The sequence below is a fragment of the Streptomyces sp. NPDC051563 genome (assembly GCF_044454225.1).
In the GTDB taxonomy this organism is placed as follows: domain Bacteria; phylum Actinomycetota; class Actinomycetes; order Streptomycetales; family Streptomycetaceae; genus Streptomyces.
Genome location: NZ_JBITDL010000017.1, coordinates 200,086 through 220,027, shown reverse-complemented (window position 1 = coordinate 220,027; position 19,942 = coordinate 200,086). Strand labels below are relative to the sequence as shown.

Annotated in this window: 15 protein-coding genes and 2 pseudogenes; 12 read left to right on the top strand and 5 right to left on the bottom strand. The window is 72.9% G+C overall.

The annotated features are described in order from the left end of the window. Positions 1–216 precede the first annotated feature (216 nt). Positions 217–681, top strand: coding sequence for a MarR family winged helix-turn-helix transcriptional regulator (locus ACIA8F_RS21965; protein ID WP_399381007.1), 465 nt, complete (start codon positions 217–219; stop codon positions 679–681). Continuing rightward, a complete protein-coding gene (locus ACIA8F_RS21960) occupies positions 681–977 on the top strand; it encodes a YkvA family protein (protein ID WP_399381005.1) in 297 nt (98 codons plus the stop codon). Before ACIA8F_RS21965 ends, ACIA8F_RS21960 begins: the two co-directional genes overlap by 1 nt. A gap of 17 nt (positions 978–994) precedes the next feature. Here ACIA8F_RS21960 and ACIA8F_RS21955 read toward each other — a convergent pair whose 3' ends face one another. Then, a complete protein-coding gene (locus ACIA8F_RS21955) occupies positions 995–1,621 on the bottom strand; it encodes an alpha-ketoglutarate-dependent dioxygenase AlkB (RefSeq protein ID WP_399381004.1) in 627 nt (208 codons plus the stop codon). Between the two features lie 237 nt (positions 1,622–1,858). Here ACIA8F_RS21955 and ACIA8F_RS21950 point away from each other — a divergent pair, with 237 nt between their 5' ends. The 7 genes and pseudogenes from ACIA8F_RS21950 (at position 1,859) to ACIA8F_RS21920 (ending at position 6,785) form a co-directional block, all read left to right on the top strand. Beyond that, positions 1,859–2,191 (top strand): hypothetical protein, encoded by a 333-nt coding sequence (locus tag ACIA8F_RS21950; RefSeq protein WP_399381002.1) that lies wholly within the window; start codon positions 1,859–1,861, stop codon positions 2,189–2,191. Positions 2,192–2,197: 6 nt separating this feature from the next. Continuing rightward, positions 2,198–2,434 (top strand): annotated as a pseudogene (locus tag ACIA8F_RS21945) (cation-transporting P-type ATPase); the annotation flags it as partial. Positions 2,435–2,566: 132 nt separating this feature from the next. Beyond that, a pseudogene (locus ACIA8F_RS21940) lies at positions 2,567–3,250 on the top strand (HAD-IC family P-type ATPase); the annotation flags it as partial. A 325-nt stretch (positions 3,251–3,575) separates the two neighbouring features. Then, complete coding sequence (locus ACIA8F_RS21935) at positions 3,576–4,742, top strand: HAD-IC family P-type ATPase (RefSeq protein WP_399381001.1); 1,167 nt, start codon at positions 3,576–3,578, stop codon at positions 4,740–4,742. A 166-nt stretch (positions 4,743–4,908) separates the two neighbouring features. Continuing rightward, positions 4,909–5,145 carry a hypothetical protein gene (locus tag ACIA8F_RS21930; RefSeq protein ID WP_399380999.1) on the top strand — a complete coding sequence of 79 codons (237 nt, stop codon included), beginning with the start codon at positions 4,909–4,911 and terminating at the stop codon, positions 5,143–5,145. 30 nt (positions 5,146–5,175) lie between these two features. Further along, the gene (locus ACIA8F_RS21925; RefSeq protein ID WP_399380997.1) at positions 5,176–6,117 is read left to right on the top strand and encodes a sensor histidine kinase; all 942 of its coding nucleotides are present in this window, start codon (positions 5,176–5,178) and stop codon (positions 6,115–6,117) included. Then, the gene (locus ACIA8F_RS21920) at positions 6,114–6,785 is read left to right on the top strand and encodes a response regulator (RefSeq protein WP_399380996.1); all 672 of its coding nucleotides are present in this window, start codon (positions 6,114–6,116) and stop codon (positions 6,783–6,785) included. Before ACIA8F_RS21925 ends, ACIA8F_RS21920 begins: the two co-directional genes overlap by 4 nt. Before the next feature lie 13 nt (positions 6,786–6,798). Here the strand turns inward: ACIA8F_RS21920 and ACIA8F_RS21915 are convergent, their stop codons facing one another. Next, on the bottom strand, positions 6,799–9,819 hold the full coding sequence (locus tag ACIA8F_RS21915) for a carbohydrate binding domain-containing protein (protein WP_399380995.1): 3,021 nt from the start codon (positions 9,817–9,819) through the stop codon (positions 6,799–6,801). 423 nt (positions 9,820–10,242) lie between these two features. After that, a complete protein-coding gene (locus ACIA8F_RS21910) occupies positions 10,243–10,644 on the bottom strand; it encodes an RNA-binding S4 domain-containing protein (protein WP_399380993.1) in 402 nt (133 codons plus the stop codon). 181 nt (positions 10,645–10,825) lie between these two features. Here ACIA8F_RS21910 and ACIA8F_RS21905 point away from each other — a divergent pair, with 181 nt between their 5' ends. From ACIA8F_RS21905 to ACIA8F_RS21895, 3 genes are all read left to right on the top strand, one after another. After that, positions 10,826–11,221, top strand: coding sequence for a molybdopterin-binding protein (locus ACIA8F_RS21905; protein WP_274547382.1), 396 nt, complete (start codon positions 10,826–10,828; stop codon positions 11,219–11,221). A 211-nt stretch (positions 11,222–11,432) separates the two neighbouring features. Next, complete coding sequence (modA, locus tag ACIA8F_RS21900; protein WP_399380991.1) at positions 11,433–12,248, top strand: molybdate ABC transporter substrate-binding protein; 816 nt, start codon at positions 11,433–11,435, stop codon at positions 12,246–12,248. Between the two features lie 152 nt (positions 12,249–12,400). Then, complete coding sequence (locus ACIA8F_RS21895) at positions 12,401–14,404, top strand: ABC transporter permease (protein ID WP_399380989.1); 2,004 nt, start codon at positions 12,401–12,403, stop codon at positions 14,402–14,404. A 31-nt stretch (positions 14,405–14,435) separates the two neighbouring features. Here ACIA8F_RS21895 and ACIA8F_RS21890 read toward each other — a convergent pair whose 3' ends face one another. Both ACIA8F_RS21890 and ACIA8F_RS21885 read right to left on the bottom strand, forming a co-directional pair. Beyond that, complete coding sequence (locus ACIA8F_RS21890) at positions 14,436–16,826, bottom strand: ATP-binding cassette domain-containing protein (RefSeq protein ID WP_399380987.1); 2,391 nt, start codon at positions 16,824–16,826, stop codon at positions 14,436–14,438. A 280-nt stretch (positions 16,827–17,106) separates the two neighbouring features. After that, on the bottom strand, positions 17,107–19,941 hold the full coding sequence (locus tag ACIA8F_RS21885; RefSeq protein WP_399380986.1) for a phosphodiester glycosidase family protein: 2,835 nt from the start codon (positions 19,939–19,941) through the stop codon (positions 17,107–17,109). Between the last annotated feature and the right edge of the window lies 1 nt (position 19,942).

The window sequence follows — 19,942 nt, the reverse complement described above, 5'->3', positions numbered from 1 at the left end:
GATCGACGTGCTCTGGGCGATGCTGCGTGACAAAAGGCTCTTCACCTCCGCCCCACCAGTCACGCAGGCGGCTTGACACGATCATTGAGATTCCTTCCGGTCGGGCGTCCCGAGGGGGCGGGTGGCGCGTGTTGTTCAAATTCGAATTACTCCCCCGGACCCTAGCCCGGCATCCGCCGCTGATTCAAATTGGAACTCTCCGTGTAGCCTGGATCCATGGCTGAAACGAAATGGCTGGACGACCGCGAAATGCGCGCCTGGCAGGGGTTCCTGGCCGCTTCCGCGCTGGTCAACCGCCGCCTCGATCAGCAGCTCAAGGACGACTCCGGACTCTCCCACCCGCAGTACGAGATCCTCGTGCGACTCGCCAGGGCGCCGGAGGGCGAGCTGCGCATGACGGAGCTCGCCAACGGGCTCGTCAACTCCAAGAGCGGCCTGACCTACCAGGTCACACAGATGGAGAAGGCGGGCCTCGTCCGCCGCCGCACCTGCCCCTCCGACGTCCGGGGGGTCTACGCCGTCCTCACCGATGCGGGCCGCGCCCGGCTCGCGGAGGCGGCGCCCGGGCACGTGACCACGGTGCGGGAGGTCCTGGTGGACGTCCTCACCCCCGAGCAGCTCGACATGCTCGCGGACGGGCTCGGCGAGGTCAGCCGCCGCCTGCGGACCCAGGGAGCCTGATGGACTCGACGACCGCGTGGCTCATCGTGGCGGCGGTGGTGGCGGCCGGTCTGGCCGTCACCGCGGCCGTGCTCCTCGTACGGGTCTTCGCGGCTCGCAGACTCCTGCGCGACGCGGGCATCCCGCTGCGCGACAAGGCCCTGTTCTGGGCCGCCGTGATCTACACGGTCTCCCCGGTGGACCTGATCCCGGACCCGGTCTACCTCGACGACATCGGCATCCTCCTGCTGGCCCTGCGCTCCTTGCACGCGGCGGCCTCGGCAGCCCGCCCGCCGAAGGAACTCGACGCGGCCTAGGGAGTGCCCCCGCCGGGTCAGCTGACCCCGCGCGGGCGGAACTGGACGCTGATGCGGGGGCCGACCGGGCGGGCCGTCTTGGGGACGGCGTGTTCCATCGTGCGCTGGCAGGAGCCGCCCATCACCACCAGGTCGCCGTGTCCCAGGGGCAGGCGGAGCAGGGTGGGGCCGCCGCCGCGGGGTCGCAGGACCAGGTCGCGGGGGTCGCCCACCGAGAGGATGGCGACCATCGTGTCCTCGGTGGCGGAGCGGCCGTTGCGGTCGCCGTGCCAGGCGACGCTGTCGCGGCCGTCGCGGTAGAGGCACAGCCCGGCCGTGGTGAAGGGTTCGCCCAGCTCACGGGCGTAGTGGCCGCTCAGTGCGGCCCGGGCCCCGGCGAGGGCGGGGTGCGGCAGCGGGTCGGCCGCGCCGTAGTGGGCCAGCAGGCGCGGCACCGCCACCTCCCGCTCGTACATCCGCCTGCGCTCGGCATGCCACGGGACGTCCGCCACGAGCCGTTCGAACAGCGCGCCGGCGCCCGTCAGCCAGCCCGGCAGGTGATCCACCCAGGCACCGGAGCCCAGCTCGGTGCGCCGGACGCCCGCCAGCGGACCGAGCCGGATCTCGTCGGCCTGGTCGAAGAGCGAGCCCTGGAGTGCGTGCATGAGTCCAGGGTAACGCGACATTCGAACACCTGCACGAGTAGCGCCGCCTCCTTCACTTCCGCTTACGAAATGTCCCGAGACCCCAGGCGCAAAGCCATAAAGATGAGGTCATTCACCGCTCCCATCGATCATTCGATGGTCGTTTCCTGGAAGAGGTCGGAGTGAGACCGGGCACCGACCCCGTGGCGCCGCAGCAACTGCGGCCGAGAAGTCCACCACCGGTCGGAGGAACACGCGATGAGCGCAATCGACGACTTCACCCCCCACACGGCCCCGGAGGCCGTCCACGAGTCCTACGCCTTCACCTGCCTCGACTGCGGGCACGGCTGGGAGACCCAGTACGACGTCCACCACTACATCGACGGCACCGGCGTCCAGCGCACGCTCTGCACGGTGGACGGCGACCGGGTCCCCTCGCCCCTGACCCGCTGCGCGTGCACAGAGTGCGGCAGCTCCGTCATCCGCATCCTGCGGGCCGGCACGGTGTCGCACGCGCACATGGCGATGACGAGCGGCGCCCGCCCGATGGAGATCCCCTCCTTCCTCTCCCTGCTGCACGGAAGCAAGTGACCGGCCGTGAGCACCGAGACCTTCCCCACCGTCCCCGCCACCCCCACTCCCAACGTTCCCGCCACCCCCGCCGCCCTCACCCACGCCGCCGGAGCAGCCGGTACGGCCGCACCCGAGGAGCCCGAGGAGGTCGGCCTCCCGGCCTCCTGGCCGGACGGCCTGACCACCGCCCAGGCACACCGGCTGCTCGCGGAACACGGCCCGAACGAGATCACCGAGGAACACAAGAACCCCCTGCGGGAGTTCCTCGGCTACTTCTGGGCCCCCATCCCCTGGATGATCGAGACCGCCCTGGTCCTCTCGATCGCCGTGCAGCACTGGGTGGACGTGGCCATCATCGGCGTCCTGCTCGTCGTCAACGGCGTGGTCGCCTTCATGGAGGAGCACGAGGCGGCCAACGCCATCGCCGCCCTCAAGCAGCGCCTCGCCACCGAGGCCCGCGTCCTGCGCGACGGGGTCTGGCGCACGGAGGCCGTCCGCGAACTGGTTCCGGGCGACATCGTCCGGGTCCGGCTCGGGGACGTCGTCCCCGCCGATGTGCGGGCGCTCGGCGCCGGCACCCTCGAAGTCGACCAGGCCGCCCTGACCGGCGAGTCCCTGCCCGTCGAGCGCGGCCGCGGCGAAACCCTGTACTCCGGCTCGGTGATCGTGCGCGGCGAGACCGACGCCGTCGTCGAGGGCACCGGCGTCCACAGCTTCTTCGGCAAGACCACCGCCCTGGTGAGCGAGGCCGGTTCGGCCAGCCACCTCCAGCAGGCGGTGCTGAAGATCGGCAACTACCTGATCCTGCTGGCCGTCGCCCTCGTCACCCTCACCATCGTCGTCTCGGTGGCCCGCGGCAATCCGGTGCTCTCCGTCCTGGAGTTCGCGCTCGTCGTCGTCATCGCCTCCGTTCCGGTCGCCCTGCCGGCCGTCATGTCCGTGACCCTCGCCGTCGGCGCCCGCAACCTCGCCAAGCGCGGAGCGGTCGTCTCGAACCTGCCCGCCGTCGAGGAGCTGGGCAGCATCGACATCCTGTGCTCCGACAAGACGGGCACCCTGACCGAGAACCGCCTCGCGATCCTGGACCCCTGGATCCCGGAGGGCGTCGACCAGGACGACCTGCTCGGCTCCGCCGCCCTGGCCTCCCGCGCCGAGAACGGCGACCCGATCGACCGGATCGTCATCTCCACCGCCACCGACCGGCTGGCCGGCTCCGACACCGGCTGGGCGCACGGCCTGCCGGTCACCGACTTCGTCCCCTTCGACCCGGTCAGCAAGCGCACCGAAGCCACCGTCGGCTTCGGCCCCGGTCCCGGCCCCGCGCCGGACTCGTACCACGTGAGCAAGGGAGCCCCCCCAGGTCATCGCCCGGCTCTGCGACGGGGACCCGGCCGCGGCGCAGGTGGCGCGCATCGCCGACGAGTTCGCCGCCCGCGGTTTCCGGTCCCTGGGCGTGGCCCGTACCGACGAGTCGGGCGCCTGGCGCCTGCTCGGCATCCTGCCGCTGGCCGACCCGCCGCGCGAGGACACCGCGGACACCGTGGCCGCCGCGAACGGCCTGGGCGTCTCGGTGAAGATGGTCACCGGCGACCAGGTCGCCATCAGCCGGGAGCTGGCCCGTCAGATCGGGATGGGCGACAACATCCTGAACACCCACGCGCTGGACGACAGCCGTCCGGAGGCGGAGCTCGCCGAACTCGTGGAGATCTCGGACGGCTTCGCGCAGGTCTTCCCGGAGCACAAGTACCGCATCGTCAAGATGCTCCAGGAGCGCGGCCACATCGTCGGCATGACCGGCGACGGGGTCAACGACGCCCCGGCGCTCAAGCAGGCCGACGCCGGCATCGCCGTGGCCGACGCCACGGACGCCGCGCGGGCCGCCGCCGACGTGGTGCTCCTGACGCCCGGACTGTCGGTCATCTCCCACGCGATCAGCCAGGCCCGGGAGATCATCCAGCGGATGGTCAACTACGCCACCTACCGCATCACGGAGACCATCCGGGTGCTCGGCCTGATCACCCTGACGATCGTCGCGTACAACTTCTTCCCGGTCACCGCGATGATGATCGTCCTGCTGGCCCTGCTGAACGACGGGGCGATCCTGACCATCGCCTACGACAAGGTCCGCGGCTCCCACAAGCCCGTGACCTGGGACATGCGCAGCGTCCTGACGGTGGCCACGGTGCTGGGAGTGGTGGGCGTCGCCGAGACCTTCCTGCTCTTCGTCCTCGGCCGGGAGGTCTTCCACCTCGGCGACGGCCTGATCCACTCCCTCGTCTACCTCAGCCTGTCGGTCTCCGGTCAGCTGACCATCTTCGTGACCCGCACCCGGGGCCGGTTCTGGACCTCGCCGGCCCCGGCCAGGCCTCTGGTCGTCGCGGTCGCCGTCGCGCAGGCGATCGCCACCCTCGTCACCGTGTTCGGCGTCGGAATGACCCCGCTCGGCTGGGGCTGGGCGGCCGCCGTATGGGGCTACGCGATCTGCTGCTTCCTCCTGGAGGACCAGCTCAAGCTCGCCGCCCACTGGTTCCTGGACCGCCGCCCCGGCGTCCGGTCCGGCGCCCACTGACCAGGCCGCGACCTCGTGCGCGTCCCGCCCGGACCGGTTCCGGGCGGGACGCGCACCGTGTCGCACGCCGGGCCGGGCTCCCCGCCGATGGCAGGGTGCTCGTACACGCATGCACCCGCGCACCCGCGCACCGGGGTATCAGCAGGTGAGGAGGGAGAGGACCACGATGTGGAACGCGCTCGTCCGGGCGGCGCCGCACCGGCTGGACCCCGCCGGCGGAGGACCTGCCTCCCGGGGACCTGCCTCCTGGGGGCCCGTCGCCTGGGACCGCGCCGCCGCTGCGACCTGCCTGCTGATCACCGTCCCCTTCGAGGTCTACGCCGAGGTCGCGCACCAGTCCTGGGCCAGCCACCCCCTGCTGCGCTGGCTGGGGATCCTCGTGTCCTGCGCCGCACTGCTGTGACGCCGGACCCGTTTCCCGCTCGCCGCCCTCGTGATTCTTGCCGCGACCGCGCTCAGTGCGAAGTTCATCGCCCTCTTCTTCCTCGCCTACGCCGCCGGCCGCCACCAACGCACCTCCTACGCCTACGGGTTCGCGGTTGCCGCCACGGCCGAGCTCATCACGCTCAACGCACTGGGCTCCGGCCCGCCGCTGGTCCACGAGAACTCCCCCTCCAGTCTGGCCCTGCTGGCTTCCGCCGTGGCCCTGACGAGCGTGGTGGGAGTGACCCGGAGCCGGCACCTGGCGGAGCGGGCGCATCTCCAGGAGGTGGCCCGGGAGCGGGCGGCCGAGGCAGTCAACGCCGAACGGCGCAGGCTCGTAAGGGAGTTCCACGATCTGCTCGGCCATGACGTGGCGCTGCTGAACATCCTGGTCGAATCGCTGCGGAATTCCCTGGGCGGCCGGGATCCGGCGGCCGACGGGCTCCTCGACGCCGCGCAGCGGCAGTGCGCGACCGCATCCGACCATCTCCGGGGCATGACCGCCGTGCTGCGGCTGCGCGAGCTGGACACGAAGGCGCCGGACGGTGCCGGACTCGACGCCCTGGGCCGCTCGCTCGACAGCGTCAGGGCGGCGGGGGTCGACGTACGGCTCGCGGACGGGTTCGCCGAGGGGTTCGGGCGGCTGCCCGCGGCCCACCGCGAGGCCGCCCGCCGGGTGGTCACCGAGGGACTGACCAACATCCTGCGGTACGCGCCCGGTTCGGCGGTCCGGCTGTCGCTGCGAGCGGACCCCGCAGGCTGGACGCTCGACGTCCGCAACGGGCCGCCGGGCGCGCCCGTACGGTCGCTCGCTCCGGGCACCCGCCTCGGCCAGGCCGGGCTCCGCGGCCGGCTGGAATCACTGGGCGGCGGACTCGAAGCCGGTCCGGTCACCGACGGCTATCTGCTGCGCGCCCACGCCCCCTACGCACCCGAAGGAGCAGAGCAGTGATCCGCATCGTGATCACCGATGACGAGGACGTCATCCGCGCAGGATTGCGCACCATCCTCGCCGTCCCGGACGAGATCGAGGTGGTGGGCGAGGCGGGCACGGGATCCGAGGCCCTGCGGGCCGTCGCGGAGCACTCCCCCGACGTCGTCGTCCTGGACCTGGCCATGCCCGACGGCCCGGACGGCGCCGAGACCGCCCGGCTGCTCCGCGCGGAGCACCCGGGCCTCGGCATCCTGATCCTGACGACCATCGCGGACGAGGAACAGGTGGCCCGGGTCTGGCGGGCGGGCGCCGACGGGTACCTGCTGAAGACCGCCTCGGCGGCGGAGATGCGCGAGGCGGTGCGCAGCGCGGCCGGACACCGCGCCGTGCTCAGCCCCGACGTGATCTCCACCGTCATGAGCCGCTTCGCCACGCACCACCATCCGGCGCCGACCCCCGAGGTCATGGCCCGCATCCGCAGCCTCTCGCAGGGCGAGCTGCGCTGCGTGGTCGCGCTGGCCGACGGGCTGGGCAACCGGGAGATCGCCGAACGGCTCGGCCTCGCGGAGGGCACGGTCAAGACCCATCTCTCCCGCGCCCTGCACAAGTCCGGCCTTGCGAACCGCACGCAGCTCGCCCTCCTCGCGAACGACCAGCGCGAGCTGCTGGCCGGCCTCCTGCGGTGACCGGCCCGCTCCGCTACTTCAGGTAGGGCCCGGCCGCGCCCACCTTGCCGGGGGCGGCGTTGCCGCCGCCCAGGTCGAGCACGTAGACCCGCAGGTTGCCCTTTCCGGGGGCCGGGACGGACAGGGTGCCTCCGGTGACGGTCCGCACGTCGCCGGTGACCGCGTCCTTGTACGTGCCGTTGGGTACGCCCGTGTACGTGGCGGCCCCGGTGACGGCCACGAGGGCGAAGCTGTCGACCCCGGTGGCGGTGTCGGTGTAGCGGCGCTTGAAGGCCATGCCTCCCGAGACTCCCTCGGTGGAGTACTGGCCCATCTGGAGCGCGGGCACGGCGCGGCGGATCTCGTTCAGCCGCTGGAGGTGCTTGACGAGGGGGGACTCCAGGGTGGCGGCCACGGGTCCGGTGGCCGTGGCGACCTTCGAGAAGCCGGCCGCGGTGACCGATCCCGCGATCTTGTCCCCGTAGTAGGCGCGTCCGGTGCCGGCGAGCGGGCAGGTCGGGCCGCAGTCGATCTGCTTGCCGGCCTGGAACTCGGTCTCGGAGCCGTAGTACAGGGTCGGGATGCCGCGGAAGGTCCACATCAGGGACATGTTCTCGGCCCAGGCGTCGGTGCCCCCGGCGTACCGGGTGGAGGACTTTCCGGGGCCGAAGTCGTGGCTGTCGACGTAGACGACGTTGTAGGTGGCGTCGTTGTAGCTGTCGTCGGAGTCCTTGCCGTTCTGGAAGGCGTTGTTCGCGTCCCCGAAGTTCATGTGCATCCGCATGTCGATGACGTTCATGCCGGAGAACCTGCTGTGGTCGGGGGCGTGGTAGAGGTTGCCGTTGAGGAAGGCGTTGGTGCTGGTCGGCTGCTTCGCCGGGTCGTTGTCGGTCGTGTACTGCTGGACGGCGGCGGTGGCGTCGTCCGCGCTGTACGTCGCCGACTCCTTCCAGGTGTAGTACTGGGCGGACTGGTTGGCCGAGCCGCGGTTCCACTTGTCGTTGACGAAGGAGCCGACCTCGCCGAACACGTAGAAGTCCTGGGCCTTCTGAGCGCCGAACTGCTGGGCCACGCGCTGCTGGATGGCGGGCAGGAAGCGCCGGTTCCAGGTGACGCGGGGGATGTGGACGGCCGTGTCCACGCGGAAGCCGTCCACTCCCATGTCGATGTACTTGTCGTAGGCGCCGATGAGGTAGTTCTGGACGGTCGGGTTCTCGGTGTTGAAGTCGGCGAGGTCCTCGTGGATCCAGCAGGAACGGGCGTCCTCACCCTCCCAGTTGCCGATCCAGCACTGGTGGAACAGGGCCTTGGGGAACATGCCCGAGGTCGGGTTCGGCCACTGGCAGTTGTAGATCGTGTAGCCCTCGGCGCTCTTGTACGGGGTGGCTGCGCCCCAGTTGACGCAGGTGTTCCCGGCCGGTTCGGCGGTCGACCACAAGTCGCCGTTGTAGTACGACTTTCCGCTCTTGGGGTCGACGGTGAGGCCGTCGTACTCGAAGCCGGCCTGCTTCTCGTCGTAGTACCAGGACCACTGCGCGTCGCGCACGCCGTAGACGGTGGGGGTGAACAGGCCCTTGGCCCCCCAGCGGGAGCTGTGGTTGTAGACCACGTCCTGGTAGATCTTGACGCCCTTGGCGTGGGCGGCGTTGATGAGGTCCTGGTAGGAGGCGCCGGCCGATTCGAGGCGGGGGTCGACCTTGTAGAAGTCGTAGCCGTGATAGCCGTGGTACTCGTAGTCGGAGCGGTTCAGGACGACCGGGGTGATCCAGATCGCGGAGAAGCCGAGGGCTTTGACGTAGTCCAGCTTCTCGACCAGCCCCTTGAAGTCCCCGCGGAACATCGGGTCGTCGTTGGCGGCGTTCCCGGACTTCACGTGCTGGCTGCCGCCCCGGTTGTTCGTGGTGTCGCCGTCGTTGAAGCGCGCGGTGAGCACGAAGTAGATCGGGTCCTTGCGCGGGTCTCCGCCCAGCGGCGCCGATCCCGCCGGGGCCGGGGGCCGGGTGCCCGTGGTGGCGACGGCCGGGGCGGAGGCGGCGGAGAGGTTCCCCGCGGCGTCCACCGCCCTGACCGTGTAGGTGTAGGCGGTGCGCTCCTCCAGGGCCGATTCGGTGAGGACCGTGGAGGTGACGGAGGTGACGACGGCGCCCTTGGTGCCGCCCGAGCGGGTGACCTGGTAGCCGGTCACGCCCCGGTCGTCCGTGGCGGGGTCCCAGGTGACGACGGTGGACACGTCTGTGGCGGCGGCGCGCAGGCCGGCGGGCACGGTGGGCGCGGTGGTGTCGGGGACGGCAGCGGCGCACGGGTCGGCGGCGTTCGCGGTGACGGTGGTGTCCTTGACCGTGGACAGGCCCGCGCCGAGGGCGTAGTTCCTGCCGTTGTTGTTGTCCCAGGTGCCGTTGCCGTTGTTGAAGGTGGCGGCGAGTCCGGCGGCCGGGCCGAGCGGGACCGTCTTCTTCACCCAGCCCGTGCAGGCCGGGTCCATGCCGATGCCGGGGATCGTGGTCCAGGAACCGCCGGTCGGGGCCCAGTGCAGGTTGACGGTGGGCCAGCCGACCGTCGTCGTCGCGTAGTAGACGGTGGCGCTCGCACCGGTTCCCGTTCCGGTGCCGGGGTCCGCCGCGCAGGGGTCGCTGTGCGCCACGACCCCGTCCTTGACCGTGATGACCCCGGTGCCCAGGGCGTAGTTCTTGCCCCCGTTGTTGTCCCAGGTCCCCTGGCCGTTGTTGAAGGTCGCCTGGAGGCCGGCTGCCGCGCCGAGGCTGACGGTCTTCTTCACCCAGTCGGTACAGGCGGCTTCCATCCCGGTGCCGGGCACGGTCGTCCAGCTGCCGCCGTCGGGTGCCCAGTGCAGGTTGTAGGCAGCCCAGTTGCGGGTCTTGGTGTAGTAGAAGACCGTCGCCGTGGCATCACCCGACGCCGCCGCGGCGACCGGAGCCGCGGCCGCCTCGGCGGGGGAGGCTCCGGCGGCCGGCAGTGCGGCCGCCAGACATCCCGCGACGGCCAGGGCCAGGGCCGTGGCCCGCCCTCCGGGGTGTGATCGCGTACGTGATCTCAAGGTCTGCTCCTCGAAGCGGGGCCCAACAGCCCTGCGGCTCCGCGGCATTGAAAACTTGCCGCAAGGTTTTGCGGGGAGGTTATCCGTGTGTCACCAGCGCGTGAACCCCTCGTGAAGCGGAAATCTCGGCACCGGGCGCTTACGGTCAGCCCTCGATGGCCCTTTGCGGGGAGAACTGCCGCAATGGCTTGCAGAAATTTTCCCTCCGGGAGCGCGGGCCGGGCCGGAGGGCGGCATGCGGGAGGGGTCGACAAGTCGACACTGGCGATACGCGGGACCACTGCGGCATGACACGCAACGGCACGGCGGCAGGGCGGCAGGGCGCACGGCGGCACCGAGAGTCGCCGAAAAACGGCGGAGTCCCAGGAGGTCTCCCCCTGGGACTCCGCCGCTCCTACCGGGACCCGCCGCCCCCGGCGGCCCCTACCGGCCGCCGCGCAGGTTTTCGATCTCGCGGCGTTCGCGCTTGGTCGGGCGGCCCGCGCCGCGGTCGCGGATGCCGACCACCGCCGCCTCCACCGGGGTCGGCGGCGGCGGGCTGTTGTCGGTCAGGCATTCCGCGGCGGCCGGAGCGCCGACCCGCTTGGACACCGGACGCCGGACCACCACGATGCGCTCGCGCCCCGCATGGAAGAGGCGCACCTCGTCCCCGGCCCGCACCGCCTGCGCCGGCTTGGCCCGCTCTCCGTTGACCCGTACATGCCCCGCCCGGCAGGCCGTGGCGGCGATGGCCCGCGTCTTCGTCAGCCGGACGGACCAGATCCACACGTCGACCCGCGCCGACCCCGACCCCGTCCCCACACCTGCGGTTCCTTCTTCAGCCATGCCCCGACTTTAGCGAGCCGCGCCGGGCCGGGGCGGGCCGAGCGGTCGCACGGAACCGGCTGAGCCGGGCCGGTGGAAACGGAATGGTTTTTGGTGGTTACGACAAGTGCGGTGGTATCTGCCATGGATATCATCCCAATGGAATTGCAAATGCCGCACACGTGCCCCTACCTTGTCGCACATGCAGTCCTACACCATCGGCCAGGCGGCCCGCCTCCTGGGCGTCAGCCCGGACACCGCGCGCCGCTGGGCCGACGCCGGCCGCGTCGCGACCCATCGCGACGAGGGCGGCCGACGGCTGATCGACGGCCGCGCCCTGGCCGCCTTCTCCATCGAGGTGGCACAGGGAGCCCACACCGAGGACGGCGAGACCTACACCTCCGCGCGCAACGCCTTCCCGGGCATCGTCACCGCCGTCAAGCTCGGCGACGTGGCGGCCCAGGTCGAGATCCAGGCCGGTCCCCACCGCCTGGTCTCCCTGCTCACCCGGGAGGCCGTGGACGAGCTCGGACTGCAGGTCGGCATGCGGGCCACCGCCCGCGTGAAGTCGACCAGCGTGCACATCGACCGCGCCTGAACCACCCGGCGCCACGCGGCATCACCCGGTCCAGCAGCGCCCCAGCACCTCCCAGCACCGCTCAGTACCGCTCAGTACAGCCCAGCACCGCCGAGTACCACTCCGTACGACGCGTCCCCACCCCACCCGCTCCGCCCGTCACCGGCGCGGGTCACCACCGCGCGGATCCGGCACCACGCCGGCCGCCGACCCGACCGAGGAGCACCAGCTCATGTCCCGGATCATGCCCATGAACCGCCGCACCGCCGCGCTCACCCTCTCCGCCGCCCTGCTCGTGCCGGCGCTCGCCGCCTGCGGCAGCAGCGACGACAAGAAGGACACGGCCGCCTCCCCGAGCGCCTCGGCGTCCGCCGAGGTCAAGCCCGCGAACCTGACGGTGCTCGCCGCCTCCTCCCTGACCGACGTCTTCAAGACCGCGGGCGCGGCGTACGAGAAGGCACACCCGGGCACCAAGATCACCTTCTCCTTCGCGGGTTCGCAGGAGCTCGCCGCACAGGTCAAGCAGGGCGCCCCGGCCGACGCACTGGTCACCGCCGACACCAAGACCATGACGGGCCTGCTGTCCGAGACCAACGACCCGGCGATCATCGCGAAGAACCGCCTGGTCATCGCGACCGGCAAGGGCAACCCGTTCAAGATCGCCGGCCTCAAGGACCTCGCCGACACCAAGATCAAGGTGGTGCTGGCCGCGCCCGAGGTCCCGGTGGGCCGCTACAGCAAGCAGATCCTCGACGCCCAGAAGATCGAGGTGAAGCCGGTCTCGCAGGAGCCCAACGTCCGCGCCGTGCTGAGCAAGGTCGAGCTGGGCGAGGCCGACGCCGGTCTCGTCTACAAGACCGACACCCTCAAGTCCGGTGACAAGGTCGCCGTCGTGGACATCCCGGACGCCGAGAACGCCGTGGCCACGTACCCGGCCGCCTCGCTCAAGGGCTCCAAGAACGCCGAGGCCTCGGCCGCGTTCGTGGCGTGGCTGACCACCCCGGAGGCCCAGAAGATCCTCCAGGACGCCGGTTTCCAGAAGCCGTAACCGGTTGACGGTCCGCTGACGGAGAGGGACCGCCCGGTCCGGGGGGACGGGCCGTCCCTCTCCGTCCGGCGTCCGCCGCACTACGCTGCCCACGCCGCCCGGGGATCCCGATGCCCCCGGCGGCGTCCCGACGTCTCCGGCCAGGAACCCACATGAGCAGACTCCGTACCCGTCGCGCCCGGCCCCCCGTTGCCCTGGCGCTCCCCGCGCTGCTCGCCGTGGCGTTCCTGCTGATGCCGCTCGTGGGCATCCTCTCCCGCACCCAGTGGCGCGATCTCGGCGCGCACCTCACCAGCCCCGGTGTGGTCGAGGCGCTCCGGCTCTCGCTGGTCGTCTCCCTGTGGGCCCTCGGCCTCTCCCTGCTTCTCGGGGTGCCGCTCGCCTGGCTGCTGGCCCGCGTCGAGTTCCGGGGCAAGGCGCTGGTGCGCTCGCTGGTCCTGCTCCCCATGGTGCTGCCGCCCACGGTCGGCGGTGTGGCCCTGCTGCTCGGATTCGGCCGGCGCGGGCTGCTCGGCCCCTGGCTGGAAGGCACCTTCGGCATCACGCTGCCCTTCCACACCTCCGGCGCGGTCATAGCGGCCACCTTCGTGGCCATGCCCTTCCTCGTGATCAGCCTGGAGGGCGCGCTCGGCGGGCTCAAGCCGAGCTACGAGGAGACCGCCGCCTCCCTGGGTTCCACGCCGCTGCGCGTGTTCTTCACCGTGACGCTGCCGATGGTGGCCCCGGGCCTGGTCGCCGGAGCCGCGCTGACCTGGGCGCGTGCGCTCGGCGAGTTCGGCGCCACCATCACCTTCGCGGGCAACCTGCCGGGCACCACCCAGACCCTGCCGCTCCAGGTCTACCTGCTGCTCCAGGACCAGCCCGAGGCCGCCACCTCCGTATCCCTGCTGCTGCTCGCGATCGCCATGGCGGTGCTGGTCGCCCTGCGCGGCAGGTGGACCGGAACTCCGGTCGCCCGCAAGGACTCCGGTGCTCCGGTGGCCTCCGAGGAGCCCGCCGGGCCCGAGCCCGTGGGACCCGTACCGCCCGGGGCTCCGCTCTCCCCCGGGGCTCCCGTTTCCCCCGGCTCACCGGCCACGAGGCCCGCGCCGCCGTCGCCCGGGGCTCCGGCCGACGGCGGGCACTGGCCGCTGCACGCCACCGTCACCGGTTTCAACGAGCTCACCCTCGACGCCGAACCCGGCACCACCATCGCCGTCGTCGGCGAGAACGGCGCCGGCAAGACCACCCTGCTGCGCGCCCTGCTCGGCCTGACCCCGCGCGCCCACGCCGAGCTCCGGCTCGGCGACGCCGACGTGACCGGCCTGCCCCCGCACCGGCGCCAGGTCGCCTGGGTACCGCAGGACGGGGCGCTGTTCCCGCACCTGAGCGCGCTCGCCAACACCTCCTACGGGCTGCGTGCCCGCCGGGTGCCCCGGGCCGCCGCCCGGGCCGAGGCCCAGGCCTGGCTGGACCGGCTCGGCGTCGGGCACCTGGCCCACCGCAAGCCCGCCCAGCTCTCCGGCGGGCAGGCCCAGCGGGTGGCGCTGGCCCGCGCGCTGGCCGCCCGGCCCCGGCTGCTGCTGCTCGACGAGCCGCTCGCCGCCCTGGACCAGACGACCCGCGCCCATGTCCGGCACACCCTGCGCACCCATCTGGCCGGCTTCGGCGGGGTCTGCCTCATCGTCACGCACGATCCCGTCGAGGCGGTGTCCCTGGCCGACCGGGTCCTCGTACTCGCCGACGGCCGGACCCTGCAGGACGCGCCGCCCTCCGAGGTGACCCGGCAGCCGCGCTCCCCGTGGGTGGCCCGGATGCTCGGGCGCAACGCCTGGCCCGGCACGGCCACCGCCGACGGGCTGGAACTCGCCGCCGGGGGCCGCCTGGTGGTGGCCGAGGCGCTGCCCGAGGGGGCGCAGGCGCTCGCGATCATCGCCCCCGAGGCGGTGTCCGTGCACCGGGACCGCCCGAGCGGCAGTCCTCGTAACGTATGGCCCGGCACGGTACGGGAGATCACCTCGGCCGGCAGCCGGCTGCGCGTGCTCGTCGCCTCGGACCGGGCGCCCGACCTCGTCGCGGAGATCACCCCCGAGGCCGCCGCCGAACTGGGAATCGTCGACGGCGCCGCGGTGTGGACCAGTGTGAAGGCGACCGAGGTCACCCTCGTACGGCTCTGAGGCGGTCCGTGAGGATCCTGCCGGGGCTTCCTCAGGCGCCCACGTAGGTCGCCAGGTGCTCGCCGGTGAGGGTGGCGCGGCCCTCGACCAGGGCCGCGGGGGTGCCCTCGAAGACGATCCGGCCGCCGTCGTGACCGGCGCCGGGGCCGAGGTCGATGATCCAGTCGGCATGGGCCATGACCGCCTGGTGGTGTTCGACCACGATCACCGATTTGCCCGAGTCGACGAGCCGGTCGAGGAGGCCGAGGAGCTGCTCCACGTCCGCCAGGTGCAGCCCGGCGGTCGGCTCGTCGAGGACGTAGACCCCGCCCTTCTCCCCCATGTGCGTCGCCAGCTTGAGCCGCTGCCGCTCGCCCCCGGAGAGCGTGGTGAGCGGCTGTCCGAGGCTGACGTAGCCCAGCCCGACGTCCGCCAGCCGCTCCAGGATCCGGTGCGCGGCCGGGGTGCGGGCCTCCCCGGCGCCGAAGAACTCGGTGGCTTCGGTGACCGGCATCGCGAGGACCTCGCTGATGTCGCGGCCCCCGAGGTGGTGTTCGAGCACCGAGGCATGGAAGCGCTTGCCCTCGCACTCCTCACAGGTGGTGGAGACCCCGGCCATCATCGCCAGGTCGGTGTAGACGACCCCGGCGCCGTTGCACCCCGGGCAGGCGCCCTCGGAGTTGGCGCTGAACAGGGCCGGCTTGACGCCGTTGGCCTTGGCGAAGGCCTTGCGGATCGGGTCGAGCAGGCCCGTGTACGTCGCCGGGTTGCTCCGCCGGGAACCGCGGATCGCACCCTGGTCCACCGAGATCACGCCCTCGCTCGCCGGGATCGAGCCGTGGACGAGCGAGCTCTTGCCGGAGCCGGCGACGCCGGTGACCACGACGAGCACCCCGAGCGGCACGTCGACGTCGACGCCCCGCAGGTTGTGCGTCTTCGCGCCGCGGATCTCCAGCGTCCCGTGGGGCTCGCGCACCTTCTCCTTGAGGCGCGCGCGGTCGCCGAAGTGCCGGCCCGTGATGGTGTCCCCCGCCCGCAGCCCCTCGACGGTGCCCTCGAAGCAGATGGTGCCGCCGCCCTGGCCCGCGCCGGGACCGAGGTCGACGACGTGGTCGGCGATCGCGATCGTCTCCGGCTTGTGCTCCACGACGAGCACCGTGTTGCCCTTGTCGCGCAGGCGCAGCAGGAGGCGGTTCATCTGCTGGATGTCGTGGGGGTGCAGGCCGACGGTGGGCTCGTCGAAGACGTAGGTGACGTCGGTGAGCGAGGAACCGAGGTGGCGGATCATCTTGACGCGCTGGGCCTCCCCGCCCGAGAGGGTGCCCGAGGGGCGGTCCAGGGAGAGGTAGCCGAGCCCGATCTCCACGAACGAGTCGAGGGTCTGGCGGAGCGTGGCCAGCAGCGGGGCCACCGAGGGCTCGTCGAGGTCGCGGACCCACTCGGCCAGGTCGCTGATCTGCATCGCGCAGGCGTCGGCGATGCTGATCTTCTTGATCTTCGAGGACCGGGCGCCCGCGCTGAGCCGGGTGCCCTCGCAGTCGGGACAGACGGTGAAGGTCACCGCACGCTTCACGAACGCCCGGACGTGCGGCTGCAGCGCCTCGACGTCCTTGGACAGCATCGACTTCTGGAGCTTCGGGATGATCCCCTCGTAGGTGAGGTTGATCCCCTCGACCTTGATCTTCGTCGGCTCCTTGTGGAGCAGGTCGCTCAGTTCGCGCTTGGTGTACTTGCGGATCGGCTTGTCCATGTCGAAGAAGCCGGAGCCGCTGAAGATGCGGCCGTACCAGCCGTCCATCGTGTAGCCGGGGATGGTGAGGGCGCCCTCGCCGAGCGACTTGGTGTCGTCGTAGAGCGCGGTGAGGTCGATGTCGTTGACCGAGCCGCGGCCCTCGCAGCGCGGGCACATGCCGCCGGTGATGCTGAAGGTGCGCTTCTCCTGCACGGTCTGGCCGCCGCGCTCCATGGTGACCGCGCCGGCCCCGCTGATCGAGGCCACGTTGAAGGAGAAGGCCTTGGGCGAGCCGATGTGCGGCTTGCCGAGCCGGCTGAAGAGGATGCGCAGCATCGCGTTCGCGTCGGTGGCGGTGCCCACCGTCGAGCGCGGGTCGGAGCCCATCCGCTGCTGGTCGACGGTGATCACGGTGGTCAGCCCGTCGAGGACGTCGACCTCGGGGCGCGCCAGGGTCGGCATGAAGCCCTGGACGAAGGCGCTGTAGGTCTCGTTGATCAGCCGCTGCGACTCAGCGGCGATGGTGTCGAACACCAGGGAGCTCTTGCCCGAACCGGACACCCCGGTGAAGACCGTGAGCCGGCGCTTGGGGATCTCGACGCTGACGTCCTTGAGGTTGTTCACCCGCGCGCCGTGAACGCGGATCAGGTCGTGGACGTCGGCGGCGTGCGGCTCGGGTGACTGCGTGCCCGTCCTCGTGACCTTGCTCATCGTGTCTCCATACTGTGGGTCCGGCGCGCTGCGGCCGCGCTCCTGGGCCGCGGCCGCCTACGCGGTCGCGGCAACGTCCTCCTGTCTACCCGATCGGCGGTGTCTTCCGGGAGCGGCGCCAGGTAGGCGGGTCGGTGGATCTCGGCGCGTGCGGGGCTGGTGGAAGCGGAACGCCGTGTCGTGGTCGTCGACGGCGATGAAGCACCGCGAAAGGTTGATGTCGAGGGGTTTCACGCTACGGGTGGGGGCGCGGCCGGGGCTTCTCCGTTCCTGACCGGCTTCACCGGCCGCCTGCCGGCCGGACCGGCCCGGCCGGCAGTACGGACAGCCAGTCGCCCGCGGCGAAGGCGTCGGCGCCGATCACGGTGCGGCCGGCGCGCGGGGCGGCGACGGTGAGCACGCCCTCGGTGCGGCCGGCCGCGAAGCGGGGGGCGCCGACCGTGAGGACGAGGACCCGCTTGCCGGTGGCCCGGCGGAACTCCGCCAGGAGCCGCAGCCGCAGGGCGGCCTCCTTGCGGTCGACGGCCTGCGGCGCGTACGGCTCTACGACGGCCAGCGCGCCCGTGCCCGGCTCCCGGGCGGCCGTCGCGAGGGCCGCCCGCAGGGCCGTGATCCGCTCCAGCCCGCCGCCGGCGAGGGTGGGGCGCGTGGAGCCGAGCGGCAGGAACCGTACGCCCCGGTGCACGAAGGCCGGCCGCCCGGCGCCGGTCAGCGCGAAGTCGACGGCCGCGGTCCGGCCGGCTCCGGCGGCCGAAGCCGGCCGGGCCCCGGCGGCCTCGACCGCGAACCGCCAGGGCCGGGAGTTCACCCGCCCCTCCGTGGCCACGACCGGATCGCGCCCGTCGCCCGTACGAACCACCCCGGTCGGCGGCGTCCGCGCCACGAGCCCGTCGACCAGCACCCGCCCCACCCCGCTCCCCGCGGGCCCCGGGGCGGCGGCCTGGATGTGGGGCTTGGGTGGGGGCGTGGTGTGGTGCTTGGTGCGGGTGGGGGACGGGGTGGTGGCCGTCAGGCGGGTCACCGTGAACGGGGGGTCCGCCTGGGGTGGGAGGGGGAGGTCGATCCGGCGCCAGCCGGTCCAGTCCACGGCGGGGCCGCGCAGGGTGGCGGTGGTTCCCTCGGCGTCGGTCAGGTCCACGGCGGGCCGGGTGCCCGAGGCGTCGCCGTTCACCCAGAGGCGCAGCGAGCGGGCCAGGTCGGGGACCCGGAGCGGGCGGGGCGGGGCCGCGGTGGCGGTGCCGCCCCCGGCCGGCGGGGTCAGGGCGAGTCCCCGGCCGGGGCGGCCCTCGCCGGGCGCGGCGCCGGTGCCGGTCCAGCGGGCGGCGTCCTCCATGTCCGCGAGCGGGCGGTCCGACAGGCCCACCCCGAGCGCCACTTCGGCCGCGGCCACGGTGGAACCCCGCACCGTGGCCCGGACCCTTCCGGCCGCGCCCGGGACCCGGGCAGTCACCGTGAACCCGCCGCTCCCGTCGTCGGCGACGCTCCACCGGGAGCGGTCGTAGTCGAGTGCGACGTCCCGGGGTTCGATGACGGCGGCGGCCCCCTGCGCGTCGTGGCCGGTCAGTACGAACCGTGCCCTCTCCCCCTCCTCCGCGAGCCCGATCCGGTCCGGAACGGCCCGGACCCGGGTCACCGCGCCGAGGACCTCGACGCGCAGCGCACCGCGCGCCGTTCCTCCCTGGGCCCGGGCCTCCACCGGGCCGGGCGCGGCCGCCCGCAATCCGCCGGCGGAGTCGATCCGGCCGCCGCCCCCGGGGAGGGACCACGACGGGGCCGTCTCCGGCGCGGGTACCGGGCCGAGCAGGGCGTCGTAGGGGGTGGCCCTGAGGGTCCGGGTCAGGCCGGGGAAGGCGCGCGGCGCGCCGCCGACGGGCTCGATCCGGTAGCCCGTGGCGCGGCCGGTGCCGGACGGGGCCGTGAGGACCAGGCCGTTGGGGACCGGGCGTTGGCGGCCGTCCGACGGGGAGTTCTCCACGGTCAGGGCCGCCTCCCCGGTCAGGGCCGCGAGGAGGGTCGAGGAGCCGCCGCCGTCCAGGTTGAGGGCCTCGTGGGCGCCGAGGCGGTGCATCAGCCGGCCGAGCGCCGTCAGGGTCATGCCGCCGCTGTCGGGCTGGCGGCCGTCGACCGTGACCAGGCGGGCCCGCCGGCCGTCGCGGGAGAAGCCGACGGCGGTGCGCGGCGCGGCCGCGTTGTTCGGCTCGCCGTCGTGGTCCTGCGGGACCCCGGCCACGACCAGCGCCTCCCGGCCCCCGACCGCGCTCACCGGGAGCGGCCCGCCCCCGGCCGCCACGGGACGCGCCGCCACGGCGACCGCGTCCCCGGGGCGCAGGGCGGCAAGTTCCGGCGCCGCCGTGCCCGCCGCGATCAGCAGGGTGGTTCCGGGTGCGGGACGGTCCCGGCGCGCGGGCCGGCGTACGGCCGCGCGCACGGCCGCGACCCGGCCGTCGCGCAGTTCCACCGCCGGTCCGGAGACGGGGAGTCCGGCCGCCGGCCAGTCGGCGGTGTAGGCGGCGAAGCCCTCCGCGGGCGGCCGCGCGGTGTTGAAACCGGCGAGCGGGCGGACCGCGCCCCCGGGCAGGGTGACGCTCCCGTCGAGGGCCAGGCGCAGGACCCGGCCCAGCCCGTCGGCGTCGAATCCCACGGCCTGTCCGGCGCCGGACGAGGCCGTGTGCAGCAGCCGTCCGGCGCCGATGCCGGGACCGAGCGGGGCGCCCGTACCGCGGATGTCGAAGAAGTCACCGTTCACGGCGGCGACCACGCGGCGGCCCGGCCCGGCGGGGTGGCGGGCGGCGGAGTCGGCGAGGGCGGCGAGCCCCCGGCCGCCGAGGTACTCCGCACGCACACCTGAGTCGGCACCCGCACCGCCAGCCCCAGCGGCGCCCGCACCCGCCAGCCGTACGTCGAGTTCGTCGATGCGCAGCCACCGGTCGGCTTCGAGCCGGTCGTACGACTCCAGCCGGACCCCGGGTGCGATCTGCCGGGCGGTGCGGGCCGTTTCGATCCCCTCGGCCCCGTCACGCCCGGAGGCGTGGGCCGACGGGGGCGCCGGGGCCACGAGCAGCACGGTGAGCAGGGCCGGCAGCATGACGGGCAAGAGCGGGCGCAGGGGGGACATC